This is a genomic window from Ectobacillus polymachus, assembly GCF_048159605.1.
In the GTDB taxonomy this organism is placed as follows: Bacteria; Bacillota; Bacilli; order Bacillales; family Bacillaceae_G; genus Ectobacillus; species Ectobacillus polymachus.
Genome location: NZ_JBLREB010000001.1, coordinates 716,789 through 733,353 on the forward strand (window position 1 = coordinate 716,789; position 16,565 = coordinate 733,353).

Genomic DNA, 16,565 nt, shown 5'->3' on the forward strand with positions numbered 1-16,565 from the left:
CCTTTGATAAGAGACAGTATCGCGATGCTGTCTCTTTTTTTTGTTTATAGAAATTTTCTCCACTGCAAAAACGAATAAGACTTATTTTCATTATATATAAAAGTACCCTATAGGATTGTCTATAAGGTACAGTTTATCTATAAATAAAAAGAGTTTACTTTATTGAAAGTCCTATTATTTCTTGTTGGAAAATTGTTGAATCTCCTGCAATGCTTGTTGCAGGTCGGATTTTGTTGTTAATTCATTGTCAATTTCTATTCCTAATTCGATCATGGTATCAGCAATTTCAGCACTAATTCCTGTTAAAATAGTAGAGCAGCCTAATAATTTAATTCCTTTCACGATTTTAAATAAGTGGTTGACGACGGCTGTATCGACAAACGGTACACCGGAAATATCAATAATTAATTGTTGAGCTTTTATTTCTTTTACGCGGATGAGTGTTTTTTCACGGATTTTTCTCGCTCTGAATGTGTCTACATTACCAACTATTGGAAGTATGCATATTTTATCAGCAAGCGGAATGATGGGAACTGACAACTCGTCCACTGTTTCACGATGACTTTTTAATAATTCCTCTTTATAGTTTACAAAGTAAGCAGTATATGAATCGATATATAAATCAATGATATCATTTACAGATCTTTCTAATGCGAAAAATTCATCGGTTGTCAGGGTGTTGTTCGATTCATTATAAAACGCTCTAATTGCATTCCAAATAATGCCGCGGCTAGACTGAAATAGTTCCCAAGCCAAATGAATAGGGAATTCTGTTTTCGCACTTTTAACGCCTCTTTCCCTTGCTACATCCATAATATCTTCCATTTTTAATTCAATTATATTTTGGGCTACAAGCTTCATAATAGGATTACCGAATTCTGCGAATGCATCCTCATCCCCGTTTTCTCTCAATAAGGATACAAGATAATTTTTACTTTTCTCTAAATATTGAACCCATTCTTTCGTGTAAAAATCTAAATTATCAGATAAAAAATTTGATAGCTCAACTTTTGAATCAACAGTATTTATCATTCCATTCCCTCCTAAAAATGAGTCAGAGTGTTTGATTGTTTTGGAAAATGAAAGTAAGAAAGTGGTTCCTTTTCCTTCCTCACTTGTCACTCGTATTTTGCCATGATTTGTTTGGATTGCATTAAAAACTTGCGCTAAACCCATTCCTTTTCCATCTTCTTTTAAACTAAAGAATGGGGTCCCTAGTAGGCGCAATTTGTTTTTTGGAATACCAATGCCAGTATCAGAAATGTTGAGATGAATATACCTAGCGTCTTCAAATTGCTCAAGAATTAACGTTCCCCCATCGGTCATAGCCTCAATAGCATTTTTGATTAAATTGAATAATGCTTTTTTAATTTGATCCTTTCTGCCGACGATTAGTGCGCTTTCATTTTGAAAGTTCTTATTTACATGTATTTGATAAAGTTGATTTTGAAATAGTAATAATACAGATTCGATCTCGAAGCATAGATTAAAGGTGGTTCGCTGTTCTTGAGCAAATTCAGGCTTTGTTACACTCATTAAATCATTTAAAATATGAATGGCTCGTTCTAATTCACTTTGTGCAATTTGCGAATATTCTTCCTTATAGGATTGTCCCATCAATTGAAGAAATCCTTTTACGGAAGTCAAAGGATTTCGGACCTCATGGGCAATCCCAGCAGCCATTTCACCAATAGATGAAAGTAAATGGTTATTCCAGTTGTTTTGGTCATAGGATGATTGTAAGGAATGGATATTGAACATATATATATGTATTTGCTTGAGTCTTTGCTCCTTAAATGTTCGATGGAATAAAAAAAAGTATGGCTGTGAATCTATATTTACAATAAACTCGTTACTTCTGCCCATGAAGCACTCATGGAGCTTTGTTTTAATTTCCTTGTTTTTTATTCGATGGAAAAGATAGTTGGTCTCATTTTCTTGAGAGAGCAGGAGTCGTTTTCCTTCTTCATTTACTTTTTGAATGGTTCCATTAGGATGGAGTTGAATCAAGCCATATGTGGTATGCCGAGATGTAGCAGATGTTATCAACGTAATGCCCGCCCTTCATTAAGCCATTTTATGGCTCTAACCTTTGTACCTAAGTCTATGCTGCTACTGATTTCAAATTCGTCCATTAAACGTCTCACTCCTGATAAACCCAATCCTAATCCAGTTTTAGAAGGGAATTCTTGATTTAAAACTTGTTCGAGGTTTGGAATGCCTGGACCTTGGTCGATTGCTATTATTTCGACTCCATTGGAAGAAACTGGCTTTATATAAATCTCTCCTTTACCAGCATAAAAAACTATATTTCGAGTTAATTCCATTATTGATACAACTAATTTCGTTTGCTGAATCTTATTCATTCCGCACTCTTCAGCTACTCGTTTTCCAATCGTACTAGCTAGGTATACGTCATCTTCTCGTGCAATAACAATTCTGTACAAATAATCTCCCCTATACCTTTCTTAAATAATAAAATCTGTATTTTTACTGGTATTTTAGCATATTTAGGTAAAAATAGAATGTAATTTTTTCAAAAATATAGATTGTTTATCTTATTTTTGAAAAAAAAAATAATACTAGCTAGTTATAGATAGGTAAGGTATTTTCTATACCATTGAAAATCCCATTATCAGATGTAAATAAAATATAAGTTCTGATTCCTAATATAGTTTGTAAAAAATACTATTTTGGAAATATTTATCTTTTAGCGTGTTTATTAGCTTATTGTAGAAATGGCCATTAAATTATAACAATTTAATTTACATGAAATCTAAAAGTGCCAAAACCCTTATATAACAAGGACTTAGGCACTTCCACAGTTTGTATGCATGACAAAATGAACTGTTTTAAAAGTGTTCATTCTTTTCCCATGACTCCACAATATAATGAGCAGTTTGAGGATCGATTCCTTTTCCAAGTAAGTATGCAATGGCTGCTACTTCTGTCATTGCATGATGGACAGAAGTATGCTGTGCTTCTTTTAATCCATATTGCACCCATGGCGCTACGCTTTGCAAAACAGGGGCTTTCCAAGATTGATAATGGGTTCCTACGGCTTGCTGAGCATGTTGATGCGACGGTTCAGTTGGAACTTGTCGTGGATATAGTGGATAGGGTTGATAGGATTGAACTGGATATTGCTGAGTGAAGCGAGGATCAGCATAGTAATTAGGTTGATGTTGCATGATTCATTCCTCCTTTTTATGAGATACCTTATAGTATGGGCGGACGAGAAATGGTGTGACTCCGATCTTGTTCGTGGTAGTATAATAGAAATGGGTGAAGAAATTGAATACGATCATAAACGAGGGCGATTCACTTTGTGAAGGATGCCTTGCAGGGTGATGCGAGTGGCCATGACTGGTATCATATAGAACGTGTACATAGATTAGCAAAGAGGATATGCGAAAGAGAAGGGGGCAACCTGTTTATCATACTTTTACGAAAAGTTATTCAAATTTAAAAAGTCTCTTGAATACAAAGACAGCGAAAGAAATGGCAAATGAGCGCCATACGTATATAGTGCAGTTTGTTGAACAATTTATGAAAGAGTGGAATGTAGAAATATGAAAATGTTACAAGTAGAACATCTGGCAAAGTCCTACGGAATAAAACCGTTATTTACGGATATAACTTTTAGTATTGCAGAAGGACAACGAATAGGTGTAATTGGTGTTAATGGAACTGGAAAATCAACCTTGCTTAAAATATTAGCAGGCATTGAACAAGCTGATAATGGAAATATCAGTCATACAAGGGATTATACGATCAGCTATTTGGCGCAGCAGCCTGACTTCAATGGAGATCTTACCGTATTAGAGCAAGTATTCTATGGGGATTCACCACTCATTCGCCTACTTCGCGAATATGAAATGGTACTATTGCAATTAGAAAGTGATCCAACAAATGAAGATGTGCAGCAATTATTGTTTTCTATTCAGCAACGAATGGATGCTATGAATGCCTGGGAAGCAAATGCAAATGCAAAGGCTTTGTTAACTAAGTTAGGAATTACAGATTTCACATCGAAGGTTGGTACACTTTCTGGCGGTCAGAAAAAACGTATTGCTATGGCGCAATCACTCATCCAAACACCAGATTTACTTATATTAGATGAGCCTACGAACCATCTTGATCATGAGACGGTGGAATGGTTAGAAGAATATTTATCCCGTTATATGGGTTCCTTACTTCTTGTAACGCATGATCGTTATTTTCTAGATCGCGTAACAAACCGTATATTTGAACTAGATCATGGTAATTTATATAGCTATGAAGGGAATTACGCAGCTTTTTTAGAAGCAAAGGCAGTACGTGAGGAGACAGAAATTGCAAGAGAACAGAAAAATCAAAATTTGTACCGTAGAGAACTGGCATGGATTCGTCGCGGTGCCCAGGCTCGTTCCACAAAACAAAAGGCTCGTATTCAGCGTTTTGAAGAGCTAGCAAAAAGAGAAGGACCAAACATAAAACAACAAGTGGATATTTCTATTAGTGGAAGCCGACTTGGTAAAAAAGTAATTGAACTTAAAGAAGCAACGAAAATGTTTGACGATAAGCTCGTACTGGATCATTTTAGTACCATAATAAAGCCGGGAGATCGCACTGGGATTATTGGTCGAAATGGTAGCGGAAAATCAACACTTTTAAACTTATTTGCACGAAAACTTCAGCCTGATAGCGGTGAAGTTGAAATTGGGCAAACTGTCAAGATTGCCTACTATACGCAAGAAAATGAGCATATGAATGAAAATGAGCGAATGCTTGATTATATTAAAGAAGTAGCTGAGGTTATCCATACAACCGATGGTAAGATTCTTAGTGCTTCGCAAATGCTGGAACGGTTTCTATTTATACCGAGTTCCCATGGTACTCCTCTTGGTAAACTATCAGGTGGAGAGAAACGAAGACTATATCTTCTTCGCCTTTTAATGGGTGAACCAAATGTTCTCTTACTTGATGAACCGACCAATGATTTAGATACGCAAACATTAACGGTCTTAGAAGACTATTTAGATGATTTTCCAGGTGTTGTGATTACAGTTTCGCATGATCGTTACTTTCTTGATAAGGTCGTTGATCAATTATTCGTTTTTGAAGGAAACGGCAATGTGCAATTGTATTTCGGAAGTTATTCTGATTATCTGGTGCAAAAGAAAGAAAAGGATCTAGTGGTAAAGGAAGAAACAAAGGAAAAGAAAGTTGTCGTTGAACAACCGAAACAAAGAAAGCGCAAGCTCTCCTATCATGAGCAGCGCGAATGGGATACAATTGAAGATAAAATTGCAGAGTTAGAGGCTAAATTAGAAGAAATTGCAGGACAATTAGAAGCGGTTGGATCGGATTTTGAACGAGCGCAGCAGTTATCATTAGAGCAGAAAGAAACAGAGGAAGAACTAGAAGTAGCTATTGAACGATGGAGCGAGCTTTCAGAAATAGTGGAGAGTATGAAGTAAATCTGTAAGCGGTAGGTAGATTCATCTATTGAACTGTAAGGGAAAAGCAATTACACTTAAAATAGCAACCTTTTTAGGAGGGAATTGGATGAGAACAAACAATCCGATGTTAAGAGAAGATACCCTTAGAAATGCCCCAGCCAGCAATGGTGTAATGACGATTCAGGGTGCAGTAGGAAAGACCTTTATCATGCTAATTTTATTAGTAGCTACTTCTTTGTATTCGTATGTGCAAGTTTTGATGAATAAAATGAATCCTTCTGTTTTAATGGGAGCGTTGATCATAGCTGCAATTGTAGCTATTGTTACAACCTTTGTTCCTAAGATATCGCCGGTAACAGCTCCCATATACGCAGCTGTAGAAGGTATTGTACTTGGATCCATTTCAGCAATGTATACAATTCACTTCGGTAATACGCTTGTACTGCAAGCAGTGCTATTAACGATATCCATCTTGTTTGCAATGCTCATTCTCTATGCGACTCGTATTATCCGAGTATCAGACAAATTTAGAATGGGAGTTATTTCAGCAACGCTTGGAGTTGCAATTATGTATCTTGGTGTTGCGATTCTCCATTTGTTCGGGATTCAAGTTCCTTTCTTGCATGCTGGTGGCACGATTGCAATTATTATTAGTGCAGTAATTATTGTAATTGCTTCACTAAATCTTATACTTGATTTTGACTTTATCGAAAGCGGTGCAAGTAAACATGCTCCTAAGTATATGGAATGGTATGGGGCACTCGGTTTAATGCTTACGATTGTTTGGCTTTACTTTGAAATTCTTCGTTTTATTTCGTACTTTACTCGAAATAATTAATTTTTTTTAGAAAAAAGAAAATGAATAGACCGCCGTTCTGAATATCAGGAGGCGGTCTATTTGTTTTATTAAATATTAAAATGGTTGATTGAAAGCATTCGTAGTATACTTATTGTTAAAATATATTGAATATTCGATTTTTTAGAAATGGAGGAAGCAGAAAAATGATTGTTTCTCTCGAACATGTATCTTGGAGAAGAGAAAATAAATTGGTTTTGAACGATGTTTCTTGGAATATACAGTCTGGGGAGCATTGGTGTTTAGTAGGGTTAAATGGGTCCGGTAAAACCACCTTGCTTCAAATAATCAATGGATATATATGGCCGTCAGAAGGTAAAGTGAAGGTGTTTGATTTTACTTATGGAAAAGTCAAGCTTGCAGAGGTTCGGAAGCGGATTGGCTGGGTTAGTACAGCACTGCAGCAAAGGTTTCATGGAGATGAGATGACGGAAGAAATTGTGCTAAGTGGTGTTTTTTCGACTATTGGCTTACATGAAGAGGTGCAAGACGTGGACTTACATAAAGCGGTAGGCCTCTTACAATCTATGCACTGCGAGGCGCTAATTGGAAGAGAATTTGCAACCTTATCACAAGGGGAGCAGCAAAAAATACTTATTGCTAGAGCACTTATGGCATCCCCTGAACTTCTAATATTGGACGAGCCGTGTACAGGGCTTGACGTGCTCGCACGAGAGCAGGTGCTAGCAATGATTCAAATGATTGCTAGGCAACCGGATGCGCCAACACTTATATATGTTACGCATCATATTGAGGAAGTTCTTCCTTGCTTTACGAATACCCTTTTATTAAAGGAAGGAGAAGTATATGCATCTGGAAAAACAGAGGATTGCTTAACGACAGCTACATTATCTGCATTCTATGAAGTGCCAATTGAAGTGGTACAGCAGAGAGATCGAAAGTGGCTCATGCTTCAAAATAAGTGAAAAATGGAGCTACTATAATCCCTATTAAGTCAGCTCTTATTCTTTCCTGCATAACGAAAAATTTATAAATTCTACTAAGAACAATAGGGAGTCTTCTGTAAATATACGAAGATTCCCTATTGTTCTTAGTTATTTTCCATATTTTTCATTCTATCTATCCGCCAAGTACAATAAACAAAACAAAGATAGGTGGGGATGAGATGATAAATCGTGTTGTTTTAATTGGCAGGCTAACTCGTGATCCAGAATTATTATATTCCAAGCAAGGGTTAGCATACGCTAAAATACGAATTGCTGTGAATCGTAATTTTAAAAATGGTAATGGGGAACAAGAGACAGATTTTATTGATTGTACCGTTTGGCGTAAATCTGCTGAAACGATTACACAATACTGTGCGAAAGGCTCCTTAATAGGAATTACTGGACGTATTCAAACGAGCAGCTATGAAAACAAGGAAGGAAAACGTGTATACGGAACGAATGTTTCTGCTGAGAATGTGACGTTTCTTGAACGTAAAAAAGAAAATGCTGAAAATGCGTCTTTGTAGTATGTATGTTTTATCTCATGCTAAACTATAAAAAACGTTACATAAGGGGAGAGAATTTTGAAGATTAAAGCGATTGAACCTACTCCGAGCCCAAATACAATGAAAGTACTCTTGGATGAAGAACTTTCATTTGGAGCACGTAATAACTATAATATAGAAAATGTAAACACTGCTCCTAAGGAAATCCAGAGTATTCTTGCGATAGAGGGAGTGAAAGGAGTATATCATGTTGCCGATTTTCTAGCCGTTGAACGCAATGCAAAATACGATTGGAAGCCTATTTTGCAAAATGTTCGCGCCGTTTTTGGTGAAGCAGATGCTACCGAGGCAAAGAAAGAGGCAAAATTGTCTCACTATGGGGAAGTGAAGGTATTCGTGCAAGTATTGTATGACATCCCTATGCAAGTGAAACTAACTGACGGTGAAAAGGATCAACGCTACGGACTTCCAGATTATTTTAAAGCATCGATTATGAAGCTGCAATTTGCAACGCCAAATGTTGTGAAGGAGAGAAAATGGGTCGAACAGGGAACGCGGTATGGAGAATTTGATGAAATCGGCCAAGAGGTTGTAGATGAACTCACTGCTGCTTTTTCTAAAGAACGTGTAGAATTGCGGATTCAAGAATTACTAGACCAGCCAGATAACAAAGAGCTTGTGTTAAAGAGAAGAGATCCTTATCATGTAACATTAGAAATGATGGAGGATCCGGATTGGAAGAAGCGCTATGCGGCATTAGAACAAATGAATCCGAGTGAAGAAGACATTCCTGTTCTGGAGAAGGCACTTCTGGATACAAAAGTATCCATTCGCAGACTAGCGACTGCATATCTAGGTATGATTAAAGGGAAACAAGTGTTACCCTTGCTCTTGCAAGCATTACAAGATAAAGCGGTTAGCGTTCGTCGTACAGCTGGTGATTGCTTATCTGATATTGGTGATAAAGCAGCTATCCCAGCCATGATTGCTGCTTTAGAAGATTCCAGTAAACTCGTTCGCTGGCGCGCAGCGATGTTTTTATTTGAAGAAGGGGATGAAACAGCATTGCCAGCGTTAAAGCTTGCAGAGCACGACACGGAATTTGAAGTGGTCATGCAAGCTAAACTTGCAATTGAACGGATAGAAGGCGGTGAAGAAGCAAAAGGTTCCGTTTGGAAACAGATGACGGAATTACGCCGCAGTAAGTAAAAAGAAGTACCTTATAATTTTCAAATACTATGCATCATGATAAGATGAATCATGATGATGTATAAAGGAGAATGAAATAATGAATGCTTACGAAGAATATATGAAACAGATGGTTATTCCAATGCGACAAGAACTTGTTGATGCTGGCTTTGAAGAGCTTACTTCAGCAGAATCGGTAGAAAATTATATGGAAGCTGCAACAGGTACGACTCTTATTGTTGTAAATTCTGTTTGTGGTTGTGCAGCAGGACTTGCTCGTCCAGCCGTAGCTGAAGCATTGCGTGCAGAGGATAAACGACCGCAGCATCTTGTAACTGTGTTTGCAGGACAAGATAAAGAGGCAACTGCAAAAATGAGAGAATATTTTGGGGAAATTCCACCTTCTTCTCCGTCTATTGCATTAGTGAATGGAAAAGAGGTCGTTCATTTTATCCATCGCCATGAAATTGAAGGAAATAGCTTAGAAGGTATTAAAGAAAATTTACAAAACGCTTTTGAACAACATTGCTAGGATTTGCAATTGTAAGCCCCTGCTTGCCACAAGCAGGGGCTTTGTTAGCATAATAGGAAATGAACTAAGGATGCTCTTGAGGTGAGAGAATGATTGTTACAACAGCTGGAAGAACAACGGCAGAAATGATTGTATCTGCAAAACAAGTTGCTGAAGAATTACAATGCCGCTTTGAAAAGAGGAAAGAATATTCTATCGTAAATATCGCACAAACATTTCAAGACGATGTGCTTGTTGTTGGAAAAAATCGGTTGGAAATCTATTTTAGAAATGGAGGAGAATCGTTCTTTTTTCATCCGAATTCCGCCAGCTTTCGAATGAAACGACTCCTTCGAGGGGAGAACGATCCTTTTTTAGAAGCAGCGAAGTTAGAGACTGGAATGAGCATGCTAGATTGCACATTGGGACTTGCTTCGGATAGCATTCTTGCTAGCTACGCTGTCGGAGAGAAGGGAATTGTAACAGGAATCGAAGGAAACCAATGGATTGCCTACCTTGTAAAAGCCGGGCTGCAAAAGTGGAAGAGTGATCTAGAGGAAATGAATGAGGCGATGCGCCGGATTTCGGTGATATATAGTGAACATCTCGCGTATTTAAAACAATGTCATGATCAATCGTTTGATGTTGTCTATTTGGATCCGATGTTTGAACAAACGGTAATACAATCAGATGGAATACGTGGACTTAAACAGTTCGCGTTATACGAAGATATCGGGAAAGAAACGATAAAAGAGGCGCTGCGCGTGGCTAACAAACGGGTTATATTAAAGGATCATTTTCGCAGTACTCGTTTTGAAACATATGGTTTTACGGTGTATCGCCGTAAAAGTGCAAGTTTTCATTTTGGTGTCTTGGAAAAATAATGAATCCTGCTATGTAAGGGCAGGAAGATCTCTGCTTCAAGGTAGTATACAAAATAATCGGTGGGGGAGAAACCCCCACTACTTTTGAAAAAAGGCTATACATTAAATTTTCCTTCATGAAAATCTGTAAATGCTTGTCTAATTTCCTCTTCTGTATTCATCACAAATGGTCCATAAGCAACAATAGGTTCATGAATAGGAGCGCCTGCATAAAGTAGCACTCGTAGTTTCTCTTTGGCACGGATTGTTATCTCACTACTATCCGAATCATCTGCAGAGCCAAGTAAAAGTGCTTGATTTTTTTTACCTTCCGTATTGTTGATACCAAAATAACCGCTGCCTTCCAGTACATAGATGAACCCTTTGTAATGGCCTGGTAAATCTTGCTTTACTGCAAATCCTGGTTCCACCTGAATTTCTACCATTGTTATCGGAGTGTGGTTCCATGTTTTTGATGAAATTCCAGCAGACGATCCAGAAAAAATACGAATGACGGCACCATTTTCTTGTCGAACCGGCATGTCCGCAGCACGAAGATTTTGATAGCGTGGTTCTACCATCTTTTTTGAACGAGGTAGATTGATCCATAATTGCAGGCTATGAACCGTATTTCCAACAGCTGTAGTTTCTTTATGAATGACTCCCCGCCCAGCAGTCATCCATTGTGCATCTCCTGGATGTAATGTATCTTTCCCTCCATGATTATCATCGTGTTCAAGAGACCCTTCTATTACGTATGTTACCGTTTCAATTCCCCGATGTGGATGAAAATCAAATACTCCATTGCCAAACCAATCTTCTGCAAGCAACAAAAAAGGATCAAATTCCTTCATGCTTTCAGGTGGTATAATATGCCCTGCTTTGTGTATAGGGCTATGTTGAACGTAATCAATATCCCATACATATTCAATATTTCTTTCTTTCATGTAGTACTCCTCCAGTAATGTAATCATTCCATCATCTACTATATATACACATCTAGTAGTTAAACTAAAATAAGTATAGTAAATATATATTAAAAAGTAAAATGAGTAATATATATTTATATTTTTAAATTAATATAGATATATATTCCAAAAACACTGTAAATTAGGTTAAAATAATATTAATTTATGTAAAAAGGGGATTCTATTATGGCAAAAGACCGTCTTGCAAAAACAGATTTAACCAAAAAAATCGAATCAAAGCAAAAATATATTAAGAAGCTTGAAAAATATCAAATGCGTTTACTAGCTTTGCAGCAGATTTTACGAAAAGAAAAAATCGCTGTTATTTTGGCAATGGAAGGATGGGATGCTGCTGGAAAGGGTGGAGCAATTAAACGAATTACCGAGCATCTTGATCCGCGTGGACTGCAAGTTAATCCAATCGGCGCGCCTGCCCCCCATGAAAAACGTTATCATTATATGCAACGATTCTGGCGGAAAATCCCGCAATATGGACAAATTACTATTTTCGACCGCTCTTGGTATGGTCGTGTATTGGTTGAACGCGTAGAGGGTTTCGCTACAAAGGAAGAGTGGACCAGAGCATACGATGAAATCAATGATTTTGAAAAACTATTAACAGATGATCATTATATAGTATCTAAGTTTTTCTATCATATTAGCAAAGATGTACAGCTAGAGCGATTTAAAGACAGAGAGAAAAATCCTCTTAAGCAATGGAAAATTACAGATGAAGATTGGCGCAATCGTGAAAAATGGGATGAATATGCCCTGGCAATGGAAGATATGTTTGCAAAAACAGATAAACCGAATGCTAGATGGAATATTATACCTAGCAACGATAAAATGTTTGCACGTTTGAAAACATTGAAAATAATTATTTCTTTAATTGAAGACTATTTCTTAGAACATGATATAGAATTGCCATCCTATTATCAGGAAATGAAAGAAGAAAAGCAAGAGGAATGCGAACAAATGAAAGATATGACTAGTAAAACTTGTATAGAATGAATCCTATACGAGCATGGAACTGAACACAGTTAGTTTCATGCTCGTATAGGATTTGTCTCATCTTTTCATATATTATTAGTTAGGAGTGACCATTGTGAGCATAGAGGTAATTGCCGAACGATTTAAAGTATTTGCGAAAAGAGAGTGTAAGGGCTCAAGTGAGTTATATGAATTTTTATCTAAAAAAATATCTGAAGATAATGAATTGTTAGAATTATCATCTTGTGCTAAGGAAGGACAACCCATACCTAATCTATTCTTAGGAGCTATTCATTATCTCTTATTGAAAGGAACCAATCATGAACTAAAAGAATACTATCCAAGTTTAGTAGTGTATCCAAGAGATATTCATCATGCAATCCTTCCTTTTAAAGATTTTTGTAATATGTATAGAAATGAGATTATTTCCATTCTTACAACAAAATTGGTTCAAACGAACGAAGTAAGCCGATGTGGATATCTATATCCTAGCTTTTCCTACATATATAGTAAGGTTAAAAAACCATTGGCATTAATTGAGATTGGAACGAGCGCAGGACTTCAACTACTTTGGGATAAATACAACTATTCTTACGATTCTCATGAAGTTTTTGAAAATATCAAATCAAATCTGTTCATTCAATCAGAAGTAAGAGGTAACAACAAGCCGCATTTTCTTCAGCCTTTTCCTCCTGTCACTTCTCGATACGGCATAGATTTACATACAGTTGACGTTGCAAATCCTGATGATTCGCTTTGGTTACAAGCACTTATTTGGCCTGAGCATAAAGAAAGAAGAGAACGATTTAAACAAGCAGTTGCATGTATGAATCAGTACTCGGATCAAGTGCATTTAATTGAGGGAGATGGTGTGATGTTATTACCTCAAATTGTTCAGCAAATTCCTCAAGATTCGGCTGTATGTATCTATCATACTCATGTGGCGAACCAAATTCCTGATAAAGTAAAGCATAGCTTAACGGAGCATGTAAGAAAAATAGGAAGCTTACGGGATACATTTCATTTATATAATAATATGTGGGATCGAGATCTTCATTTGGATTCTATAATCGATGGCATCGAATATAATGAAAGAATTGGTGAAACAGACGGCCACGGTAGATGGTTTACGTGGGAGCCTTCAGAAACTGTATAAAATTAAGAGGTTAGAACCGGCTCAAAAAGGAAGCAATTATTCCCTTTTGAGTCAGCCATCTGCATGAATCGCCATTTATAAAATTTCACGTATCGTATTAAAAATAGAATTTAAATTCTCAAGAAACTTATAATGAATGGTATAATTTGCATGAGTAGATACAATGGAGGGATTACCATGACCAAGCTAAATCCGTTTATCATTGCTACAATGTTTATTAATACATGTACGATGGGGATGTATGCTTATCGAAATTTTTCTGCATTTAACATCGAGGTAGCAATTACGTTTACAATCCTGTCTATTATGTTTTTCTGTTTCGGTGTGTATGGGGTAATTCGAAATTGTCAAAGTAAGACCGAATAAGTATCAATTATGATAAAAGCTATTTATATAGTTAGTTGTCTATTACATTCAAATGTAGAATATAGAATTTAGAGGTGTAGCTTATGGGATATATTATGGATTTACGAGAGAAGCTTGGAAGCAGACCCATTATAATGACAGCAGCATGTGTCATCATTTTGGATGAGGAAGGACGATTATTGCTTCAGCATCGAACGGATAACGACTGTTGGGGATTGCCAGGTGGAGCCACGGAGCTTGGTGAACGGTTAGAGGAAACAGCAAAGCGAGAGTTGTTTGAAGAAACAGGACTAATAGCAGACTCCTTGCAATTATTTGATGTTTTTTCAGGTCCTGAATTGTATCATCAATATCCGAATGGTGATGAAGTTTATGTAGTTGCTGCCGCTTATTTTTGCCATCAATATCATGGAGTGATGCAAGCGGATGAGGAAGAAACAAAGGAGCTTGAGTTTTTCTTCTTAGATGAATTGCCTGATCAACTGCAACCACCTGATGTTACTATTTTTAGAGCATTACGCCAAAAGATGAACACGATTCTTACAAAAGTAAATAAATAGAAGAATAAACTGCAAAAAACGAGATGCTTAAAATAATAGCATCTCGTTTTTTTAGTAAGAATTATATTTATATATTTTACAAATATATACTAATTTTACATATGATTAATTGTTATGTATCATAATGGTAGAAAACGAATGTTGTAGAAATAAGAGGGAAAGAGGGAGAAATGTGATTGAAGTAAAACAGCTAAAGCATTCATTCCATATTGGTAGAATGGAAGCGAAGCAGACTGTACAAGTTCTGGATAATATTTCTTTTAGCGCTCAGCAGGGCGAGATTCTTTCGATTGTAGGGAGAAGCGGATCAGGGAAGTCTACTTTATTACATTTGCTATCTGGTTTTATTTCACCAGATTCTGGTTCGATTCTCATAAACGGAATAGAGGTAACTTCCTTTTCAGAAAAGCAATGGGCACAATTTCGTTTGCAACATTTGGGGTTTATTTTTCAAAATTTTCAGCTTATACCAGGTTTGACAGCCTATGAAAATGTAGAAATGCCTCTTATTTTAAAGGAAATTCCACCTAAGATGAGAAGGGAAGAAGTAAAAGAAATACTAAAACAAGTCGGGCTTGATTCGTATGGTGATTTTTATCCGAAGGAGTTGTCAGGAGGGCAGCAGCAAAGAGTGGGCATTGCACGGGCCCTTATTACGAAACCAGATATTATATTGGCTGATGAACCGACCGGTAGTTTAGACTCAGAAACAGAGGCAGACATTTTACAGCTCATTACAGAGTTGAATGAAGAACGGAAGATTACATTTATTATTATTACTCATGATATAGAAGTTGCATCGATTTCAACGAGGCAGCTGCAGCTCGTAAATGGTTCACTTTTGAGAGGAGATTACATTCATGAGGCTTAGCGACCAATTTTCATTTATACGTAAGAACTTGAAGCGAAATCGATTAAGACTTTTTATGACTATTTTTGCATCCACGATAGCCTGTGCATTTCTTATTGTGTTGGCATCCGTCGGGTTCGGTTTTCAAAAAAGTATTACAGATGACCTGTTAGCAAATCGAACTGTAACAGAAATCGATGTGCATGGGAAAAAAGAAGGGAAAAGTAGGGATCTTAGCCAGGAGGATATTCAGTTTATAAAGAAGACGAAGGATGTACAAGCAGTTACAGTTACATACTTTTTGAATCATGAAGCCAAAGTAAGTATCGATGACCGCTATAGTCAATCACAGCTGGATTTTCACAATATGGAGGAGGAAAGAAAGTCAAAGCTAGAGTTGTCTAAAGGGAATATTCCGCAACATACCAATGAAGTGATTGTTGGCTATGATTTTGCAAAAAGTTTGTTAACAGAAAGTCAATACAAAGAATTAACACAGATGGATCCATCTACGAGTAAGCAAAACCCTCAAGGATATGATGGCGAACTGCTTGGAAAAACGTTAACGATTACAAGTTCACGTGTGAAAAATGGTCAAAATGAAACAAAACAGGTTCCTGTTACGGTTGTAGGTATAACAAGTAAACCAACAAGAGAATGGATGGAGGATAGAAGTATAATACTTCCAGAAGAATTAAAGCAAGAGTTTGCGGATTTCTTTAAGGAGGATGACACTGCAAAAGAACGCGAGAAGCAAATACCGATCTTTACACAGAAAGTAAAGGCATACGCAGGCACTGTTGAACAGGTACAAGCAATCTCAAATACGCTGAAAGAAAATGGGTTTTTGGTGTTTTCCATTAGTGATGAATTAAAGCAGTTAAATACCTTTTTTACAATTTTCAAAGCTGGTTTAATACTAGTTGGGACAATCGCTGTTTTCATTGCCTCCATTGGGATATTCAATACCATGACGATGGCCGTAACAGAACGAACACAAGAAATAGGAATCTTGAAAGCGATTGGCGGAGAGCCAGCGATGATTCGGAAATTATTTCTTATCGAAAGTGCTTGGATCGGTTTACTTGGATCATGTTTTGGAGTTGTGATTGCTTACCTAGTTAGCTTTTGTTTAAATCGGTTTTTACCGATTATTCTTAAATCACTTGCTCATACTGAAGCGCCGCAGCAATTTATTTTTTCGTATATTCCATTAAGTCTCGTCATCATATCCGTAGCCATTAGTCTGTCAGTTGCGATTCTTTCCGGTGTTCGGCCAGCAGTAAAGGCTACAAAAATTAAAGTGTTAACGGCGTTGCGACGCGAACTGTAATGGTTACTTTTTAAGGAAGCAATCCAA

Annotated in this window: 17 protein-coding genes and 1 pseudogene; 14 read left to right on the forward strand and 4 right to left on the reverse strand. The window is 36.9% G+C overall.

The features are described 5' to 3' along the window. Nucleotides 1-174: 174 nt before the first annotated feature. The 3 genes from ACM5BR_RS03635 to ACM5BR_RS03645 form a co-directional block, all read right to left on the reverse strand. Entirely contained in the window at nt 175-2,049 is a 1,875-nt protein-coding gene (locus tag ACM5BR_RS03635) for an ATP-binding protein (protein ID WP_416825964.1), read from the reverse strand. Next, a complete protein-coding gene (locus tag ACM5BR_RS03640) occupies nt 2,046-2,447 on the reverse strand; it encodes an anti-sigma regulatory factor (RefSeq protein ID WP_416825966.1) in 402 nt (133 codons plus the stop codon). The genes ACM5BR_RS03635 and ACM5BR_RS03640 overlap by 4 nt, the downstream gene beginning before the upstream one ends. A gap of 405 nt (nt 2,448-2,852) precedes the next feature. After that, on the reverse strand, nt 2,853-3,191 hold the full coding sequence (locus tag ACM5BR_RS03645; protein WP_416825968.1) for a hypothetical protein: 339 nt from the start codon (nt 3,189-3,191) through the stop codon (nt 2,853-2,855). Nucleotides 3,192-3,319: 128 nt separating this feature from the next. Between ACM5BR_RS03645 and ACM5BR_RS03650 the strand changes: the two are divergent. The 8 genes and pseudogenes from ACM5BR_RS03650 to ACM5BR_RS03685 form a co-directional block, all read left to right on the forward strand. Beyond that, a pseudogene (locus ACM5BR_RS03650) lies at nt 3,320-3,442 on the forward strand (HD domain-containing protein); the annotation flags it as partial. A gap of 130 nt (nt 3,443-3,572) precedes the next feature. Next, nucleotides 3,573-5,462: an ABC-F family ATP-binding cassette domain-containing protein gene (locus tag ACM5BR_RS03655; protein ID WP_416825970.1), complete on the forward strand. Its 1,890-nt coding sequence runs from the start codon at nt 3,573-3,575 to the stop codon at nt 5,460-5,462. Between the two features lie 88 nt (nt 5,463-5,550). After that, nucleotides 5,551-6,282 (forward strand): Bax inhibitor-1/YccA family protein, encoded by a 732-nt coding sequence (locus ACM5BR_RS03660; protein WP_416825972.1) that lies wholly within the window; start codon nt 5,551-5,553, stop codon nt 6,280-6,282. 164 nt (nt 6,283-6,446) lie between these two features. Next, nucleotides 6,447-7,226: an ABC transporter ATP-binding protein gene (locus ACM5BR_RS03665; protein WP_416825974.1), complete on the forward strand. Its 780-nt coding sequence runs from the start codon at nt 6,447-6,449 to the stop codon at nt 7,224-7,226. A 200-nt stretch (nt 7,227-7,426) separates the two neighbouring features. Continuing rightward, nucleotides 7,427-7,774, forward strand: a complete 348-nt coding sequence (gene ssb / locus ACM5BR_RS03670) for a single-stranded DNA-binding protein (RefSeq protein WP_416825976.1) — start codon at nt 7,427-7,429, stop codon at nt 7,772-7,774. Nucleotides 7,775-7,831: 57 nt separating this feature from the next. Then, on the forward strand, nt 7,832-8,962 hold the full coding sequence (locus ACM5BR_RS03675) for a conserved virulence factor C family protein (protein WP_416825978.1): 1,131 nt from the start codon (nt 7,832-7,834) through the stop codon (nt 8,960-8,962). 76 nt (nt 8,963-9,038) lie between these two features. Beyond that, entirely contained in the window at nt 9,039-9,473 is a 435-nt protein-coding gene (locus tag ACM5BR_RS03680; RefSeq protein WP_416827824.1) for a BrxA/BrxB family bacilliredoxin, read from the forward strand. An 89-nt stretch (nt 9,474-9,562) separates the two neighbouring features. Further along, on the forward strand, nt 9,563-10,336 hold the full coding sequence (locus ACM5BR_RS03685) for a class I SAM-dependent methyltransferase (RefSeq protein ID WP_416825980.1): 774 nt from the start codon (nt 9,563-9,565) through the stop codon (nt 10,334-10,336). 95 nt (nt 10,337-10,431) lie between these two features. Here the strand turns inward: ACM5BR_RS03685 and ACM5BR_RS03690 are convergent, their stop codons facing one another. Further along, on the reverse strand, nt 10,432-11,262 hold the full coding sequence (locus ACM5BR_RS03690) for a pirin family protein (RefSeq protein ID WP_416825982.1): 831 nt from the start codon (nt 11,260-11,262) through the stop codon (nt 10,432-10,434). Nucleotides 11,263-11,469: 207 nt separating this feature from the next. On the opposite strand from ACM5BR_RS03690, the gene ACM5BR_RS03695 reads away from it, so the two are divergent. The 6 genes from ACM5BR_RS03695 to ACM5BR_RS03720 all read left to right on the forward strand — a co-directional run bounded on the left by ACM5BR_RS03695 (nt 11,470) and on the right by ACM5BR_RS03720 (nt 16,538). Beyond that, nucleotides 11,470-12,294 (forward strand): polyphosphate kinase 2 family protein, encoded by an 825-nt coding sequence (locus ACM5BR_RS03695; protein WP_416825984.1) that lies wholly within the window; start codon nt 11,470-11,472, stop codon nt 12,292-12,294. 91 nt (nt 12,295-12,385) lie between these two features. Next, the gene (locus ACM5BR_RS03700; RefSeq protein WP_416827825.1) at nt 12,386-13,429 is read left to right on the forward strand and encodes a DUF2332 domain-containing protein; all 1,044 of its coding nucleotides are present in this window, start codon (nt 12,386-12,388) and stop codon (nt 13,427-13,429) included. 177 nt (nt 13,430-13,606) lie between these two features. Then, a complete protein-coding gene (locus tag ACM5BR_RS03705) occupies nt 13,607-13,795 on the forward strand; it encodes a hypothetical protein (RefSeq protein WP_416825986.1) in 189 nt (62 codons plus the stop codon). Between the two features lie 83 nt (nt 13,796-13,878). Continuing rightward, on the forward strand, nt 13,879-14,355 hold the full coding sequence (locus ACM5BR_RS03710) for an NUDIX hydrolase (protein WP_416825988.1): 477 nt from the start codon (nt 13,879-13,881) through the stop codon (nt 14,353-14,355). A gap of 172 nt (nt 14,356-14,527) precedes the next feature. After that, nucleotides 14,528-15,226, forward strand: coding sequence for an ABC transporter ATP-binding protein (locus tag ACM5BR_RS03715; RefSeq protein ID WP_416825990.1), 699 nt, complete (start codon nt 14,528-14,530; stop codon nt 15,224-15,226). Then, nucleotides 15,216-16,538, forward strand: coding sequence for an ABC transporter permease (locus ACM5BR_RS03720; protein WP_416825992.1), 1,323 nt, complete (start codon nt 15,216-15,218; stop codon nt 16,536-16,538). The genes ACM5BR_RS03715 and ACM5BR_RS03720 overlap by 11 nt, the downstream gene beginning before the upstream one ends. Nucleotides 16,539-16,565 lie beyond the last annotated feature (27 nt).